The organism is Sinorhizobium sp. (assembly GCF_059070375.1).
The window spans coordinates 909345-925465 of the sequence record NZ_JCACWC010000001.1; the positions used below are offsets into that span (position 1 = coordinate 909345).

The window sequence follows — 16121 nt, forward strand, 5'->3', positions numbered from 1 at the left end:
CACCAGGTCACTTAGAATCGCTGCGTCCCCAAAAGGCAAGGTCGGAGGCGGAATAAGACACAGGGTTGCAGGTCGAGCTCCCTTGGTGTGCCACCGAAAAAAACCGTCTACACGATCCAAGCGCCCAGCCTACCCAAATGACCCCTACGGCCGTGGACGCATGGGATGGAATTTACGGCTTGACCAACCGTGATACACTCCCGAGCACCTCGGGAGCTTATGATGGCAGAGACAACTATCGAATGGACAGATGCAACCTGGAATCCGGTCGCGGGTTGCTCGATCATGAGTGCTGGCTGCACTGCTACGCCATGCGCATGGCGGCGCGTTTGGAAGCGTTCAAGCTCCCGAGCGGTCGCGGCGACGAGTTCGCCCATGGCTCGCCGAGCAGTGCGGATTCACGTGAGCGCGCCGCCGTGAAGGCGCGCGATATCTACATTCCCGATCTGCATATCGATACGCTCAAGGTGAAGGCCAGGAATTTTCATTGAACAACTCAAAAATGCGCGGCCATTAGTTCCGATCCCTTCAAGCGCTTAGCCAAGTATTTTGTAGGGCTCAGCCTGTGGTGCTGGTGGAGACGCCGCTTCTTCGATGAGCCAGTTGATGAAGGAGCTGACCTCGGCGGCCTCTCGCTTTGCGTCGGGGCAGATGCAATAGTAGTTGTGGAGGGCCGGCACGCTCAGGCGCAGCGGCTGCACCAGCCGGCCTTCGTCGAGATCGCGCGCGGACACGACTTCATCGCTGAGCGCCACGCCAAAGCCATCTCGGGCGGCCTGGAGCACGATGCCGAAGTCGTCGAAATGCACGTCGGATTCGCCGGCATAGGGAATGCCGGCTTCAGCCTGCCAGCGTCGCCACTGCGAGCCGTCATCCTCATGCAGCAACCGATGATAGGCAAGGTCCGAGGGCTGGCGGATGGCGTTCGGCCCGCGCAGGAGTTGCGGACTGCAAACCGGCGTCATGTGGATGCCATGTAGCAAGCGCCACCAGAAACCTGGCCACGGCGGCATGCCGTAGACGATCGCGACATCCGTCTTGCGCCAGTCGACGCCGTGGAAATGGCTGGAGGTGAGAACCTTCAACTGGAAATTCGGGCTTTCCGCCATGAAGGTGAAAAGCCGGGTGGCAAGCCAGGCAACGCCGTGCACCTGCGGGATGGAGATGGTCAGGGCCTGCTTTAGCGCTCCGCCATATTTATGCGCCGAAAGCTGGCGCACGCCGGTGTGGATTGCCTCCATGGCGCTTGCCACCGAGCGCTGGAGCTGGCTTCCACTCGGCGTCAAAGCCAGTTGCCGGCCGCGTTTTTGAAAGAGGTCGACGCCGAGCGTCACCTGAAGCGCGCGGATCTGCTGGCTGACGGCACCCGGCGTCACATGCAGTTCCGCCGCCGCCGCACTGACATTGCCGAGCCGCGCGACGCTTTCGAAGACGCGAAATGCATGAAGGGGTGGCAGCGCCATCGGTCTCTTCCCTCAATTGACGTTCAACGGATCAGGCATTCTGATCGCGCCCCGGCCGTAACTGCTCGACCACACGGTCGGCCAGAGCGCGCAGCACGGGGTCGTTCGCGCGGTCGACCGGGCAGATGATGTAATATTCCCGGGCCGCATTGATCGTGGTGGAAAATGGCTGGATAAGCCGCCCCTCGCTCAAATAGTTTCGCGTCAGCACATCCGAAACCAGTGCCACGCCGCGGCCCTGAACGGCGGAGGCGATCGCCTGCGCCACCGAGTTCACCCGGACACGGGTGTTGCCCTCAAGGGCGATCCGCGCCGCGACGGACCATTTTGCCCATTCTCCACCGTCGTCTTCATGCAGCAGCGCAACGGCGCTCAGCCTTCTGTCGCGATTGCGCAGATCGAGCCGCGGAAACAAGGTTGGCGAGCACACGGCACAGAGCCGGACCTCGCTGAGCGAGCGCCAATATTTTCCGGTGAACGGCGGATTGTCGTAGACGATCGCCAAATCGTTATCAGCCCAATCCACCTCTGCGGCGGTGATCGCCTCGTTGATGGTGAGATTGGCAATGCCGTGCGACTGCGCGAAATCGATGATGGTCGCCGTCAGCCAGGCAATCCCGAGTGCGGTCGGCACGGAAACCGACAGCGATGCGGGTTGGTCGCCGGAGGTTAGTCTCCGCGATGCCCGCGTCGCCGTATCGAGCTGTCCCAAGGATATGGCGACGGTCTGCGAAAAATCCCTGCCCGCCTGGGTGAGAGCGACATTTCGGCCCGACTTCCGGAACAGGATGATGCCCGTGGCATCGCTCAGCTTCTTGAGTTGCAACGAAATCGCGCTCGGACTGAGGTTCAATTCCTCCGCCGCCTGCCGCACGCCGCCAAGGCGCGCCGTCGCTTCGAAAGCGGGCAGATATTGCAGGTAGGGCAGGAGGCGGCTCATCTGGATATCCGGCTGATCGTTTAGCATTATAGAACGATATCGGTGATTTTAAATTGATTTTTTCAAACTGTTAAGGGTGCTATCCCATCGACAAAGAGGAGCTTGTTCATGATTTCGGCAAAACCATTCGACTATCCCTATGACGGCAATCTCGATGCGCGCAAAACGGCGCTTATCGTCATCGACCTTCAGGAGGATTTCCTTTCCACCACGGGTTACTTCGCCAAGCAGGGATATGATCCCGCACCGCTGCGCGCGATCCTTCCCGCGGTAAACCAGCTCATCGCTGCGTGCCGCGAGGCGGGCATCCTGATCATCCACACGCGACAGGGTTACCGCGAAGACCTCGCGGATATGACCCCTTACGAAAAATGGCGGCGGCAGCGGTCGGGTCTCGAGGGAACGACGGCGCTGCTGCGGTCGAGCCCCGGTTTCCAGATCGTTCCCGAACTCGATGTGCGCCCGCAGGACATCATTGTCGACAAGACCTGCAACAGTGCCTTTACCTATACCGATTTCGAGCATGTCTTACGCGCGCAGGGCATCACGCATCTCTTGTTTTCCGGCTGCACCACGGATGTCTGCGTTCACACGACGCTGCGTGAAGCCTGCGACCGGAATTTCCAGTGCCTGACGATCTCGGATGCCTGCGCCAGCGGCGATCAATATGCCCATGAGGCTGCCCTCCACATGGTCACCGTTGAAAACGGCATTTTCGGTGCGCTGACCGATACCGCAGCGGTGCTTGAAGGCCTGAAGAAGCTGGGAAATTCCAAGGCATGAGTGAGATCCAGAAATACGTTTCGCTGATGCGCCTGACGCAGAAGGGGCTCGCCGAACTGACCAATAGCGCGAAGCGCCGGAAGGTCAGCGAAGACCGCGTCGCGGCACTCGGCGGGCGATCGATCGCCTTCTACGCCCTGCTTGGGACCTATGATTTCATGCAGGTTTTTGAAATGCCGAGCAATGAAGCGATGATGCAATACGTGCTCACGGCGCGCCGGGACGGACATGTCGAGCCACTCATCCTCTCTGCATTCGACACCGAGACATACGGCCAGATTCTCAACGCCGTAGGCTGATCAACAGTTTAGTTTTCCTGCGACATTCCGAGGAAAACATTTAGCTTGTTTGCGAAAGGCGCTCGCATAAGACTTCACCAAACGTCAATAGAAGAAACCAAAAACAAGGGACACGATCATGACGAAATCAACAATGGGAACGAAAACGTCTCTTCTGCCAGGCACCATGCTTGCCGCTCTGCTCAGCGCCAGCACGGCTCTTTCCGCTGACCAGAAGCCCGATTTCGTATCGGGCGGCGTCTTGAAGATCTGCACCAGCGGTGAATTTCCACCGATGGAATATTATGAAAATCCGGGCGACAAGGATCTCGTCGGTTTCGAAATCGACGTCATGGACGCGATCGCCAAGCGGTGGGGTGCGAAGGCCGAGTATGTCGTCGGCGACTTCAAGGGCCTGCTTCCGTCGCTCGATTCCAAGCGCTGCGACCTCGTCGCGAGCGGCATCATGATCACGCCGGCTCGCCTCGAAAAGTACGATGGCATACCGTATTTCGGCTCTCACGTCGTGCTGGTCACCGCGGCGAGCGACACGGAGACGAAAGTCCCGGCCGATGTCAGCGGCAAGATCATGGCGATCGAAGCCGGCACGACCTACGAAAAGACTGTCGCCGATCTCAATGCCGAACTGGAAGCAGCCGGCAAGGCGCCGATTCAGGCGCAGACCTATCCGTCGGCGTCCGGCGTCATCGAGCAGATCCTGGTCGGTCGCGCGACCGCCACGATCACGCAGGATACGACCGCTGCCTATCGCATGCTGCAGGTGCCGGGCCGGCTGGCCATTCCCTATACCTACGAGGAAAGCGAGAACTACGGCATCTACCTGCGCAAAAGCGAGGGCGACCGGCAGATGCTGAAGGAAGCGATCGAGGCCTTGCAGGCGAGCGGCGAGATGAAGGCTTTTCTCAAGAAGTGGAACCTGCCGGAAACCTCGACCGACGTTTCCCACGACGTGAACTGACGATAGGCGGTCTACGTTGTTCCAGCTCGACCTCTTCCTGCAGGCCATCTTCAGTGCCCCCCTTTTCAAAGGGGCACTGCTGACGATCGGCCTCTCCCTCTGCGTCATGGCCGTGTCCCTCGTGCTCGGCATGGCGCTTGGCTCCATGGCAGGCTCACCGCGCCGCTCCGCCCGATGGCTGGCGACGCTCTATGTCTGGCTGTTTCGCGGCGCACCAGCATTGCTGGTGCTGCTGTTCGTCTGGAACGGCCTGCCGCAAATCTCCGAAATCTTTCGCGCCGGCTGGTTCACGCCGTTCTTCGCGGCCTTCCTGGCGCTGTCCCTGATTCAGATCGCCTATCTGGCAGAAATCCTGCGCAGTGCCTTTGCCGCCGTGGGACATGGGCAGCGGGAGGGTGCAGCGGCGCTCGGCATGCATCGCTGGCAGATCTTCCTGGTCATCACCATGCCGCAGGCGCTCAGGATCGCGGTCCCCGCGCTGATGAACGAGTTCATCTCACTGTTGAAGACCACGTCGCTTGCGACCGTAATCTCGCTCAAGGAACTGATGACCGTCTCGCAGTTTGCGATCGCCACCAGCTTCCGCTTCCTTGAATGGTATGGCGCAGCACTCGTCTACTACCTCGTTATCGTCTCGGTGCTGACGCTCGCCCAGAACCGCATCGAACATGTGCTTTCGCGCGGCTATCGCTGATCGCCGCAAACCCACGGGTCGGATATGAACACGCAAACCGCAATTCAGGTTGCCGGCGTCAGCAAATGGTACGGCGCCTTCCAGGTCCTCAAGGGCATCGACCTTACGGTGCACAAGGGCGAGCGCATCGTCATCTGCGGCCCGTCCGGTTCAGGCAAATCGACGCTGATCCGCTGCATGAACCGTCTGGAAGTGCACCAGGAAGGCTCAATCGTCGTCAACGGCATCGAACTCACCAGTCAGCTGAAGCGCATCGACCGCGTTAGAAGCGACGTGGGCATGGTCTTCCAGCACTTCAACCTGTTCCCGCACCTGACGGTTCTGGAGAACTGCACGGTCGCCCAGCGCTGGGTGCGCAAGCTGCCGAAAAAGCAGGCGGTCGAGATCGCCATGACATATCTCGAACGCGTGCACATTCCGGAAAAGGCCGACAAATATCCCGGCCAGCTTTCCGGCGGCCAGCAGCAGCGCGTCGCCATCGCGCGCGCCCTCTGCATGAACCCCAGCATCATGCTGTTCGACGAGCCGACCTCGGCGCTCGATCCCGAAATGGTCAAGGAGGTGCTGGACACGATGATCTCGCTCGCCAACGATGGCATGACGATGGTCTGCGTCACCCATGAGATGAATTTCGCGCGTGAGGTCGCCAGCGAAGTGGTCTTCATGGACGGCGGCCAGATCATCGAGCGCAACAAGCCCGACATCCTGTTTTCCGCCCCGACGCACGAGCGCACGAAGCGCTTCCTCGGCAAGCTGCTGCATTGAGCGAGGCCATCTTGACCAACACGAACTGGTTTTCAAAGGTCGTGATCTCGGGTCGGGTTACCCGGATCTGGGAGCCGCATGTCCATAAATTCTTCCAGGCCAACATGTTCCACGTCGTCGGCAGGGATGCCGACCTCGTCATCGATTTCGGTATGGGCCTCGACGATCTCAGAAGCGCGTTGCACATACCCTCGGGTAAACCCGTGCTCGCGGTGGCGACCCACGTTCACGTCGATCACGTCGGCTCGTTCCATGAATTCGAGACCCGGCTGGGCCACGCGGCCGAAGCCGAGGCCTTCGCGCGCATGCCGGATGCAGACACGCTCGCCGACTATTTTCGCAAGCAGCCGGACGCTTTGACCGCAGCAGCCCCCACGGGCATGACGCCGGAAGCCTACAGAATTTCGCCGGCACCGCTCACCAGGATCCTGGCGGAGAACGACGTCATCGACATCGGCGACGCCTGTTACACGGTCCTGCATCTTCCCGGCCATTCTCCCGGTTCCATCGGACTGCTCGACGATAGGACAGGGGAGTTCTTCACCGGGGACGCCATATACGAGGGTGGCCTCGTGGATGATCTGCCGGGATGCGACATCGAAGCTTACAAAGTCACCATGAAGCGCCTGTCAGAGCTTGACGTCGACGTCGTTCACGGGGGGCATGGAACGAGGTTTAGTAGAGACCGGCTGCGTGAGATCGCCATCACCTATCTGCGCTCGAAGGAATGCTGAGAAGATCAAAATGGACGAGCAATGGAACTTTGAGGAAGCCGTGGTGATCGGGCATATTCGACGCGGAGGCGGAGTACATACTGATGCACGGAAGCGCCGGTGCTGCTGCGGAACAGAGCCTTAAGATGGTACCGATTACCGCAGTAAGGTGGACGTGGGAATTTCTTATTCAGATTCGGGCGCGAAGGATCGCTGAGAACACGATGCTTACGAGCGCCTTCCGTTCTCCTTAGAAAAGAACGAAGCCTTTGCGATATCGAATCGGAGCCCGACGTCCCTAGGTAAGGCTCTGGCAGCTTCGAAGCTGAGACGGGCGCTGACGCGTCTCCCAGTCCAAGTAAATCAGCCGAGCGCAGAGACCGGTAACTTCTTCGGGGTCGAGCACGGTTTGTTAGGCCGGATTGGTCCATGACCATCGCTTTTACTAAAGAGGCAACGGTGGCGGTGGAATGGACGATCACGATTGAGGGGAAGAACGAGTTCGGCGATGTTTGCCGCCGGGAGGTCCGAATTGATAAGGGTTGGGAGCGCCTGTTCGACGGAGAGGTCGGCTTGTCGATCGAAGAGGGCAAGAAGATCATGGCGGCGCTGCAGAGCGCGGTCGTGAATCACGAGGCAGAGACCTATTCCCTCTTTCGTCGGGTCTGCCCGGATTGCCAGACGTTCCGACCGGTCAAGGACTACACGACGCGACGGATCCGAACAGTATTCGGGACAGTCGAGGTGCGCAATCCCCGCTGGGTGCTGTGCCGGGATTGTCACCCGGGCATAGCCGGCGCCTTCGCACCGCTGAAAGAAATCTGCCCCGATCGGGCTACGCTCGAGTTGATGGAACTGACAGCGCGGCTGGGAAGCATGATGCCGTACCGGCAGGCAGCGAAGGTGCTGGCCGAGTTCCTACCCGTCGAGCCGACCGAAACGCACGCCACCGTGCGTAAGCGCACCATCAGGATCGGCGAGCGGCTGGACGATCAGATTGCACAGGAAGAACGGCGCGCTAGGTCTCATCAAACGGATGAACGGCGCCAGCTCGAAATGCATCTACCCGGTGACCGACGCAAGGAGTTCGTCATCAGCATCGACACGGCTCATGTCCGCAGTGCCGATCCCAATTCAGCGCGAAACTTCGAGCTGGTCGTGGCCCGATGCGGCCGCGGCGGTCGCGGAGAAACCGACGGTCGCTATTTCGTCACCGGCAGCACCGACCAACAGGCAATCCGAGACCGAACTCTGCATGCCCTTCGGCGTGCGGGGTACTGCGGCTTCGGTGACGTCACCGTGATCTCGGATGGTGCCGAAATCCTCAAGCGGCTGCCGCGGGCGATGCCGAAGCCGACAGCCCACATCCTCGACTGGTTCCACATCGCCATGAAGATCCAGCCCATGCAGCAAATCGCCGATCACCTGACCCGCTCCAACTCTAACTGTGCGGAGGAACTGCTTACAATTGGCAGGGACATCAGGGCCGTGAAGTGGCGTCTGTGGCACGGCCGCGTCGATCGGGCGATTCGCGACCTGGAGCGGCTCCTCATGGTTCTCAAGCAGTCGCAGAAGGAAGGTGAATTCTCGATCTCACGGCTCCACAGCCTCGGCTCGCTGCTCCTGACCTACATCCGTTCTAACAACGGAGCGATCATCAATTATGGTATGCGCTACCGAGCCGGACTTCGCGTCTCTACGACCCTTGCCGAGTCGGCGGTAAATTCGCTGGTTGGAAAGCGGATGGTCAAGAAACAGCAGATGCGATGGTCGCTTCACGGCGCGCACATGCTCATGCAGGTCCGGACCGCCGCGCTAAACGGCGAACTTCGCGATCGCTTGAGGGTACCGTTCCGACAGCCAGAACCGAACGTGCCTTCAATATTCAGATCTAGGCCACCGCTCCTGCGCGCGGCCAGTTACCGGTGTCCTTTCCACGCTCTGCTGATCGCGGGTCGCACTTCGGCGCTGTCTCTGGACCGTCAGGTCGCTTGTGACCTGGGACAGCCGCGCCATCAGCGCCGACAGCCGCATCTGCGCGGCTTTCGGCGGCGGCAGGGCAGACAGGTGTCTGGCTTCGGCATAATGGGCGATCATCGCGGCATCGATGCGGTCGGTCTTTTCCAGAAAGCCCATGGCTTCGGCAAAGCGGCGCACATGGCGCGGATTAGCCAAGGCGCAGGCGATCCCCATCTCCCACAACAGCAGGAAGGCCGTCCGCTCGTAGCCGCCGGAAGCCTCCATGACGACGAGCTCGACATTTTCGGTCCGGCAAAGATCGGCCAGTGCGCCGATGCCGGCCGCGTCATTGCCGAACCGCTCAAACGTCCCGGACGGGCGGATCGGCTGTCGTCGCCAAGGCGTTGGTAAACAGCGAGACCCTACCAGTGATTCCGCGCGAGATCGAGGACATCCTTACGATCAAGACGAGCGAAAGACATCGCTGGCTGGCCGACGGTCGCTTGCCAAGTGCTGGAACGCGAACGGTCAAGCTGCGCGGGCGCGCCAGGAAATAACGTTTCACGTCTCCGAGCCGAGAATTGTCGGAGACCTTCTCGATCGAGGCGTCGTTGAAGATTGGCGCGAGGAAGACGCGGCGGCTGCCGCCGAAAACCGCGGACGGGCTGCGTACAAGGCGAAGTTGACGCGGTCGTTGAGAAACACCACCATGGGCGGGTCGAATTCCGAAACCGAACACGGAGACGTCGCTCCAACCTGGTCGGATGGGAGGAGTTCGGACGCGATGGACTTCTTCGATAGTCGGCAACCGACCGGATTGCGCCAACTCCTGACGTTGGCGCTGGATGCTGCCAAGGTCGCGAGGCGATCCATTGCGGAGACCTTTTCCGGTGACGCGGAAGTTATCAAGGTGGGACAGTGCCGCACTCTAGCAGCCCGGGACTTCGTGGCATCGATCACTACCATCGTGAGTAATCTGTGTTAGAATACTCAACCTGGTGAGCGGCGACTCCCAGCATCAAGAGATAATAGCACGTAAGAACACTGTGGGCGCGGAGCCCGCTCGAAAGCGTTTCGGGGAGGAGGCAGGCGTGTTGTCCAACGAGCTGTTTCGTCTTGTAAGCTTACGGCGGTCGAGGACCGCGCCTCTTAACGGGAACACTGCGCCTATGACGTCGGATGCACGCCTCGTGCTTGGCGATCGAATTGAAGCGCAGTCCCGTGTGACCATTTCTGAACGAACCTCGCAGTTGACGCGCTTGAAGGCTCATCATGCAGAGTTGCGCCGAACGGTTCGAGATCTTGAGTCGATACAGCACGCCCTCGTTAGAGTCGCCATGCTCCAAGCACAGGATGGCGGTGCTCCAACGCTCGGTGGTAACCAGCCAGCTGAAACCGAGCGCGGGGAGCTGCCCACACGGCGTGCTCGTAGTGCGGCTGTTCGCGCGATCGACCGAGCGAATACTCGACCAGCTATCGTTATCGATGACAGGGTTGCAGCGCTCGTTGAGAGCACGCTTTCTGAAAGTCAAACAAAACTGTTTCGGGATGCGAGAGCGCGGGCAACAGCACGCCGGCTCGGTCTGGACGACGTGCTGCACGGGCTGGATGTTAGCACTATCCTAGACGAGGCGAACCGGATTTGTTCTCAGATTCATGCAATCGAAGAGTCGAGCGCGTTGGCTCCGACCGTCTCGGCGGCTTCTGACGATGTGCCGGTTCCAATTGTGTCCGCCGTCGGCTGGGGCGATCTCATTGTAGCTCGCGAAACGCTCGTCGGTTACGCCGCTCGTGAGATTGCGCACATCGAAAATGTACTTCCTGGTGAGTCAAAGATTCGCGAGCACCAGCGGATATCGAAGACGGAGCAGGTTGAGGAGGTCGAAACCCTCACGGAACGTGAGACAGAAAAGGACTCGCAGACGACCGATCGGTACGAACTCCAGGCGGAAGCCCAGGAGACGATCCGGCGAGACTTCTCCTTGCGTGCCGGGGTGAATACGTCAGGACGATACGGAGTGACAAAAGTCGACGCCAGTTTAGATACTGCTTTTTCACAGTCGCAGTCGCAGTCTCGTTCTACCTCAATTGAAACTGCGCGCGAAATCGTAAACAAATCGGTTGAACGAACGTTAGAAAGGGTGCGGCAGCTGCGACGCCTCACTCTGACCGAAGAGATAAGAGAATTCAACCGCCATGAACTTGTAAATCAGGGTACCCCTCCTTTGGAGGGTATAAGCGGCACTTACCTTTGGCTCGAGAAAATACAGAAAGTAGAACTACGGCATTATGGAACACGCATGATGGTCGAGTTCCACGTCCCCGAGCCAGCATTATCCCTTCTCGAAGAAGCACAAACCAGTTCTGCTAAGCGCCACCTTCCTCCCTTCGACGTGGGCCCTGCCGACATTGATGAGCTGAATTATCTATGCTTTGCAATGCGATTTGGGGCGAACGTAGAGCCCCCGCCGCCGCAGTTTATTGAGGTCGGCTATGGATGGGTCGCCACTGCCAACGAGGAGGCCGAGAACTGGGCAGAAGACCAGTTTACCGACATGATAAATATCCCGGAGGGTTACCGGCCTGAATGGGCGCGCGTGGCTTGGTCCGGGTTACAAGGCAAGACGGAAAATCGAGAGTTTAATTTTGCGTTCGCCATCGCTGGAATCTCGGAGCCACCCGAAACAAAGGAGCATACTAGACCAACTTGGAACGCCGTTGTTCTCGAATTGCCGCAGCCAAGGCCTTGGCCGCAAGGTGTGCCAGTATCCGGTCGCGTTCACGGGACATGGGACGGCGCAATGTACGTTCAAATCAAGCTCACATGTCAGCGGACCTCCCAAGGCCTTGATAGATGGAGACTTGCGACATGGGCTTCGCTCCGAGCTGGATATGAACTGATGGCCCGCCAACTCGCTCAGGAGGAGGAGAGGCTTGGTTTCCAGGACGCGCGGCCAATACGCACCTCGCGTGAGGGGCCTGCCGAAGTGAACCGCGCGACTGAACGCGAGGAGTTACAAAAGTGGGCCATAAAGTCCCTGCGACGAGTGCCTCAAAACCTCAATGCGATCGAACAAGTCGGCGACTACCAGGAGGTGAGCCCATCCCATGCCGATGTCGAAGCTCCCATCGTCCGCTTTTACGAGGGGGCCTTTGAATGGGAGCACATGAATTACTTCCTTTTCCCATACCACTGGGCACGGCGAGAAACATGGCGGGCGCGTAGGGAAGCGAACGCTGTTGACTACCGCTACAGGGCATTTCTCCGCGCCGGAGCTGCCCGCGTGATCGTGCCTGTCACTCCTGGCTATGAGGAAAGAGTGGCATGGTTCCTGGACCCCTCAAATCCAGCCGTCGGCGAACTCGAGAGAATTCTCAAACCGCCACCCGATACTCAGCCCGCGTCAAGTGACGCGTTCCGGGATCTCTGGATCGAGTTACTCACCGAACATCGTCCTGACATGGCTCGGGGGTCCGGAACGCTAGATGTGAAGTCCGGATCCACTGAGGTTAAAATCAATACGCAGGCCAATCCCGACACTCAGTGGCGCGCGAAGGAGGACCGCGACTTGGGCCGCGAGATTTTCCTGGACGGCCGGCGGTATGAGATAAGCGCCGTCAAAGATGAAAGTACTTTTGAGCTTGATCGTCCGTATGAGGGCGAAACTAACGCGAAAGCGGCCTACGCAGCAGGTACGACACCCTTCGGCCCTCCGTGGACGGTGAATATACCAACATCGCTTGTCGTCCTCTCCGACAATGTGACTAAAATCGAAGACCTCGCTTGAACCGGTAGTGCCCAAACGCATCTGCTTAAAGCAAGCGATGATCCAGGTTCGAAGACTTAAGCCGGTCGTCAAAGATCTAGCTGCGAGGCTCTGATGGGAAAGCTCGTCGACGACAAGGCCAAACTGGAGCTTCACCGCCTGTTGACTGCCGCCGAGAACCGAGAGGCTCTGTACGTTAATACCGCGCTTTTTAGCGCGATCCTTGCCGCGGAACAGGTGACCGGAATTTCTATCAAACAGCTCGAAAAGAAAGGTTCACAAGGTTCAGAAACGGCGGAAATCGGAGAGTTTTTCCTCGACATCGCCATCGATCTAGTAATCACCGGCTTGGGAGGAAGGGTCCTCCAGACCGGACTTGAGAAGGTGCTCAGGCCACTGATCCGCTCTAAGCAGGCGTACTTTATATTCCCCAGTACGCCTACTGGAAATGTTCGCGGCCATCGTGTTTGGCCGGTCGCGCAAGCTAACCTGTCCGCGAAGGCAATAAGGAAAGCACAAGCACTAGCCCGCGTTAAGTTGGAGGACCATTTTACTGACATCGTTAACTCAAACGACTTCGAAGCGTTCAAGACTGTTCCGCTTGCGATTGGAAATGCCGTTCTCTCTAAGGCGGGCGGAGCTGTGTCGAGTAAGGTTAACCTGCCAGCAAAGACCCCACCACCAAGCGATACACGGGAAGGAGATCTCCCTTCGGTGCAGGTGTTACAAAGCGCGCATAACCACTACATCCGACAGACAACCGCCGTTGCGCATGTGTACGGCGAGCTAAAAGGAGCGCTGCAATACACCAAAATTGACACGGAACTTGCAAAAGAATGGACAGCGTTTCTCACGGACAACATTGCCGAGGGATACGACGAGACTTCATTACTGGCATATAGGGATCATCTTTTTCGCTACTACGAATTTGTCATATGGGCTCATTCCACTGATTTAGTCAGTTTGTCTTCAGTTAGGAATACGCATAAACCGCATCTAATGGGGGAGGAAAGGGAAGACCGGTTTTATAAAGATATAGACAATTATGAATTAAAAGATCAGGCCAACGAGAGGACCGTATATCGGTTCCCGGGATTTGCTCCCAATTATGACGACCCCTACAACAGATATGGAGGAGTGATTAAGGAAAGGATAGTAAACATCCCCAAGGACAAGCTAGAGTACTGGATTAAACGTTTTCCTTATGATTTTGATGACATCAGTGGACAGACTGTATTGGAGCGATTTCAAACTTACTACAGAAATTTTAAGAGCGACCGGAACAAAGCGGGAATTCGGGTCGCAGCCTATGAATTTGTACTAAAAGCCTTTGAGCGTTGTGACGGCAATATCAGGGACAGGTTCAGGAAGTTGCGAGATCATCGTGCTCTCTTGCGCGCCTCAGACATCGCGCAGCCGTGATCGGTGCATCTAGCCCTTTCTAGTGGTTGTCACTCGCGCCGAACATGAGAGGCGTCCCGCTGATCGACGATCAGAAGTGGCACGGCGGTAATCGCGCATCGCAGCGTCCGCTTTCCACCCCCGTTTGCCTCCGTTGGTAGCAACGAAGCTGAAAGCGCCTTCGGGTCAAGGATCCGTCGATCCATCATGGGTGGGAGAGCGGAAACGGGTGAGCAAGGCGCTGAGTGGCAGCGACGCGCGTCAGAAGCCGTGATTCTGAAAGCTAGCGTCCTGATCGTCCGCGAAGATACCGAATCGCAAACATCATGCTGATCTGGGTGCACTTCAAGGCACCGCAGAAAACAGAACGATGATAGGATAAAATAGGATCGGATGATCAGCAGCCGTCAACGCGGAATGTCTGCCGGGGAGTTCCCCTCGGATCAGACATACGACAAAGAAGCCCAAGAATATTGGGCAGATCAAGGTCATGCCGATAAATTGCCGCCCAACTCCGAACCTTGTCCATTCTAGTAGGCTTGTGCTCCGATGTTTCTCCAGTTTAGTAGCCGCCTTTCCGCCATTTCAAGGGATAGTGCAATAGGGTTGTCTGCCGAATTTGGATCGCAAGAGGCAATTCGGTCGACATCAATTCAACCGCGCACCGGGCCGGGTAGAATGCCTTTCAGGATCGTCTCCGTAATTGTCGTTGCTGCTGCTTGATAATCCTCGGCTCTCAAACGCGCCTTCCTGAGCCCGTCGGCCGCGATGGGCTCAAAATCCGCGTAGAACTGCGTTGAAGCCCAGAGCATGATGAACAGGTGGCGCGGATCGACCGGCAGCATCTTGCCGGCCGCGATCCAACCCTCCACGACCGCCACATGCGCGTCCGTGACCTGGCGCATATGGTCGCGATCCTTCTTCTTCAGGAACCGCGCTCCCTGAATGATCTCACTGGCGAAGAGCCGGGACTCGGCGATGTTCTTGCGCGTGTAGTCGAGCTTTGCCTTGATGTAGAGCCGGAAGGCCTCCGCCGGCTCACGCTCGGGCGAGATATATTTTAGCGCCTCGTCCCAGCTGGTAATGAGGTGCGCAATGATGGCCCTGTAGATCTCCTCCTTAGAGGAGAAATAGTAATAGACGTTGGCCTTGGGCAGGCCCGAGGCCTCAGCGATCTCGGCGATCCGCGTACCATCAAAGCCCTTGCGCGCGAATATCTCGATCCCGGTCTTGATGATGAGGCGCATGTTGCGTTCGCGGATGCGCTCCTCTGGATCCCGTGCTGCCGTTGCCATGCGATCTCGTCCCTCTCACGTCGCCGCTTCCTACCAGGCAATCATGCGTGGCGGCGAGGTCGTTTCCGCAATTGCCGCGTTTTACGGCGAAATGCAAGCGCACCACTATTCAAAAAACCAACGATCTGGTCAGAAAAAACTGACGTATTGGTCATTTTCTTCCTTTTAAAAGTTGACACTTTGGTCAGCTTTTGTCTAGTCTCATTTCAACGAACGCAGGGGAGCGGCGTGATGCCGGCACGACTAAGAGAGGCGATGTTAGAAACGCTCGGCGGCTGGCAAGCCGACCTGCCGCATGCCTGGCGGGATGCGCTCGGACCTGTCGAAGAGGAGTTCGACCGCATCGATGCCGGCCTCGATCTGGAGGCCTGGGAGCCGATCTTTCCCGCACGCCGCGGCAAGACCTTTCCCGGCCAGCCCCGGGGTGCCCATGTCCTCGCCGCCTTCGACGGCATCGCGCCGAACGGCGTTCATTGCATGATCCTTGGGCAGGATCCCTATCCGGAACCTGGGGTCGCAACGGGCCGCGCCTTCGAGGCCGGTAACCTTGCCGCGTGGAACGAGCTGGACAAGATGTTCTCCAAGAGCATCCGTGCCTATATGCAGCTCATAGCGGCCGCGCGCCTCGGCGATGAGAGTCTGGCGCAGGGCTTCGATCGCTGGCCCGACGTGCGACGCCTCTTGTGCGACCCCGGCGGCCCGTTCGAGGCACCCGGAGCGATTGCCGGTCGCTGGGTGGGCGAGGGCGTGCTGCTGCTCAACGCGTCGCTGACCCTCTCGCGCTTCCGGGTCGATGTTGACCCCCACCAGTCGCGCGGGCACCTTCCATTCTGGCGGCCCTTGATGCTGCGCGTCGTTGAAATGCTCGTGGCACGGGGCGAGCCGATCGTCTTCCTGGGCTTCGGCGCGGCCGCGGCCGACATTTTTGCCGAGGTCGGTATTCGCGAGGGGCACGCAGGCAATGTCGCCTATGTCCAGCGCGAGCACCCCGCCTTCGCCGACAAGGTGCTCGGTCGGGAAAATTCCTTCCTTCTCTGCAATTCCTATCTGGAGGCGATGGGCGGCCGGCCCATCGCATGGTGAA

13 protein-coding genes and 3 pseudogenes are annotated in these 16121 nt (G+C 58.6%); 12 read left to right on the plus strand and 4 right to left on the minus strand.

Annotated elements, in window-relative coordinates; translation table 11 throughout:
* Positions 1-222: 222 nt before the first annotated feature.
* Positions 223-338: pseudogene (locus AC5J09_RS04425) on the plus strand (DUF5131 family protein); the annotation flags it as partial.
* A 198-nt stretch (positions 339-536) separates the two neighbouring features.
* Here AC5J09_RS04425 and AC5J09_RS04430 read toward each other — a convergent pair.
* A complete protein-coding gene (locus AC5J09_RS04430; protein ID WP_494296995.1) occupies positions 537-1463 on the minus strand; it encodes a LysR substrate-binding domain-containing protein in 927 nt (308 codons plus the stop codon).
* Positions 1464-1494: 31 nt separating this feature from the next.
* On the minus strand, positions 1495-2403 hold the full coding sequence (locus AC5J09_RS04435; protein WP_494296996.1) for a LysR substrate-binding domain-containing protein: 909 nt from the start codon (positions 2401-2403) through the stop codon (positions 1495-1497).
* Between the two features lie 108 nt (positions 2404-2511).
* Between AC5J09_RS04435 and AC5J09_RS04440 the strand changes: the two genes are divergently transcribed.
* From AC5J09_RS04440 to AC5J09_RS04470, 7 genes and pseudogenes are all read left to right on the plus strand, one after another.
* Complete coding sequence (locus AC5J09_RS04440) at positions 2512-3186, plus strand: cysteine hydrolase family protein (protein ID WP_494296997.1); 675 nt, start codon at positions 2512-2514, stop codon at positions 3184-3186.
* A complete protein-coding gene (locus tag AC5J09_RS04445) occupies positions 3183-3485 on the plus strand; it encodes a GYD domain-containing protein (RefSeq protein WP_494296998.1) in 303 nt (100 codons plus the stop codon). Before AC5J09_RS04440 ends, AC5J09_RS04445 begins: the two co-directional genes overlap by 4 nt.
* Positions 3486-3603: 118 nt before the next feature.
* Positions 3604-4443, plus strand: a complete 840-nt coding sequence (locus tag AC5J09_RS04450; RefSeq protein ID WP_494296999.1) for a transporter substrate-binding domain-containing protein — start codon at positions 3604-3606, stop codon at positions 4441-4443.
* Between the two features lie 16 nt (positions 4444-4459).
* Positions 4460-5137, plus strand: coding sequence for an amino acid ABC transporter permease (locus tag AC5J09_RS04455; protein WP_026030019.1), 678 nt, complete (start codon positions 4460-4462; stop codon positions 5135-5137).
* A gap of 24 nt (positions 5138-5161) precedes the next feature.
* Positions 5162-5902 carry an amino acid ABC transporter ATP-binding protein gene (locus AC5J09_RS04460; RefSeq protein ID WP_494297000.1) on the plus strand — a complete coding sequence of 247 codons (741 nt, stop codon included), beginning with the start codon at positions 5162-5164 and terminating at the stop codon, positions 5900-5902.
* Positions 5903-5913: 11 nt separating this feature from the next.
* Positions 5914-6636: an MBL fold metallo-hydrolase gene (locus tag AC5J09_RS04465; RefSeq protein ID WP_494297001.1), complete on the plus strand. Its 723-nt coding sequence runs from the start codon at positions 5914-5916 to the stop codon at positions 6634-6636.
* Between the two features lie 408 nt (positions 6637-7044).
* Positions 7045-8511: pseudogene (locus AC5J09_RS04470) on the plus strand (ISKra4 family transposase); the annotation flags it as partial.
* Here AC5J09_RS04470 and AC5J09_RS04475 read toward each other — a convergent pair.
* Positions 8494-9003 carry an IS110 family transposase gene (locus tag AC5J09_RS04475; RefSeq protein WP_494297058.1) on the minus strand — a complete coding sequence of 170 codons (510 nt, stop codon included), beginning with the start codon at positions 9001-9003 and terminating at the stop codon, positions 8494-8496. The pseudogene AC5J09_RS04470 and the gene AC5J09_RS04475 sit on opposite strands and share 18 nt — an antisense overlap.
* On the opposite strand from AC5J09_RS04475, the pseudogene AC5J09_RS04480 reads away from it, so the two are divergent.
* From AC5J09_RS04480 to AC5J09_RS04490, 3 genes and pseudogenes are all read left to right on the plus strand, one after another.
* A pseudogene (locus AC5J09_RS04480) lies at positions 8958-9375 on the plus strand (hypothetical protein); the annotation flags it as partial. The gene AC5J09_RS04475 and the pseudogene AC5J09_RS04480 overlap by 46 nt on opposite strands.
* Positions 9376-9743: 368 nt before the next feature.
* On the plus strand, positions 9744-12362 hold the full coding sequence (locus AC5J09_RS04485) for a hypothetical protein (RefSeq protein WP_494297002.1): 2619 nt from the start codon (positions 9744-9746) through the stop codon (positions 12360-12362).
* A 93-nt stretch (positions 12363-12455) separates the two neighbouring features.
* A complete protein-coding gene (locus AC5J09_RS04490; RefSeq protein WP_494297003.1) occupies positions 12456-13763 on the plus strand; it encodes a hypothetical protein in 1308 nt (435 codons plus the stop codon).
* 632 nt (positions 13764-14395) lie between these two features.
* Here the strand turns inward: AC5J09_RS04490 and AC5J09_RS04495 are convergent.
* Positions 14396-15037, minus strand: coding sequence for a TetR family transcriptional regulator C-terminal domain-containing protein (locus AC5J09_RS04495; protein WP_494297004.1), 642 nt, complete (start codon positions 15035-15037; stop codon positions 14396-14398).
* 255 nt (positions 15038-15292) lie between these two features.
* Here AC5J09_RS04495 and AC5J09_RS04500 point away from each other — a divergent pair, with 255 nt between their 5' ends.
* Positions 15293-16120 carry a uracil-DNA glycosylase family protein gene (locus AC5J09_RS04500; RefSeq protein WP_494297005.1) on the plus strand — a complete coding sequence of 276 codons (828 nt, stop codon included), beginning with the start codon at positions 15293-15295 and terminating at the stop codon, positions 16118-16120.
* Position 16121 lies beyond the last annotated feature (1 nt).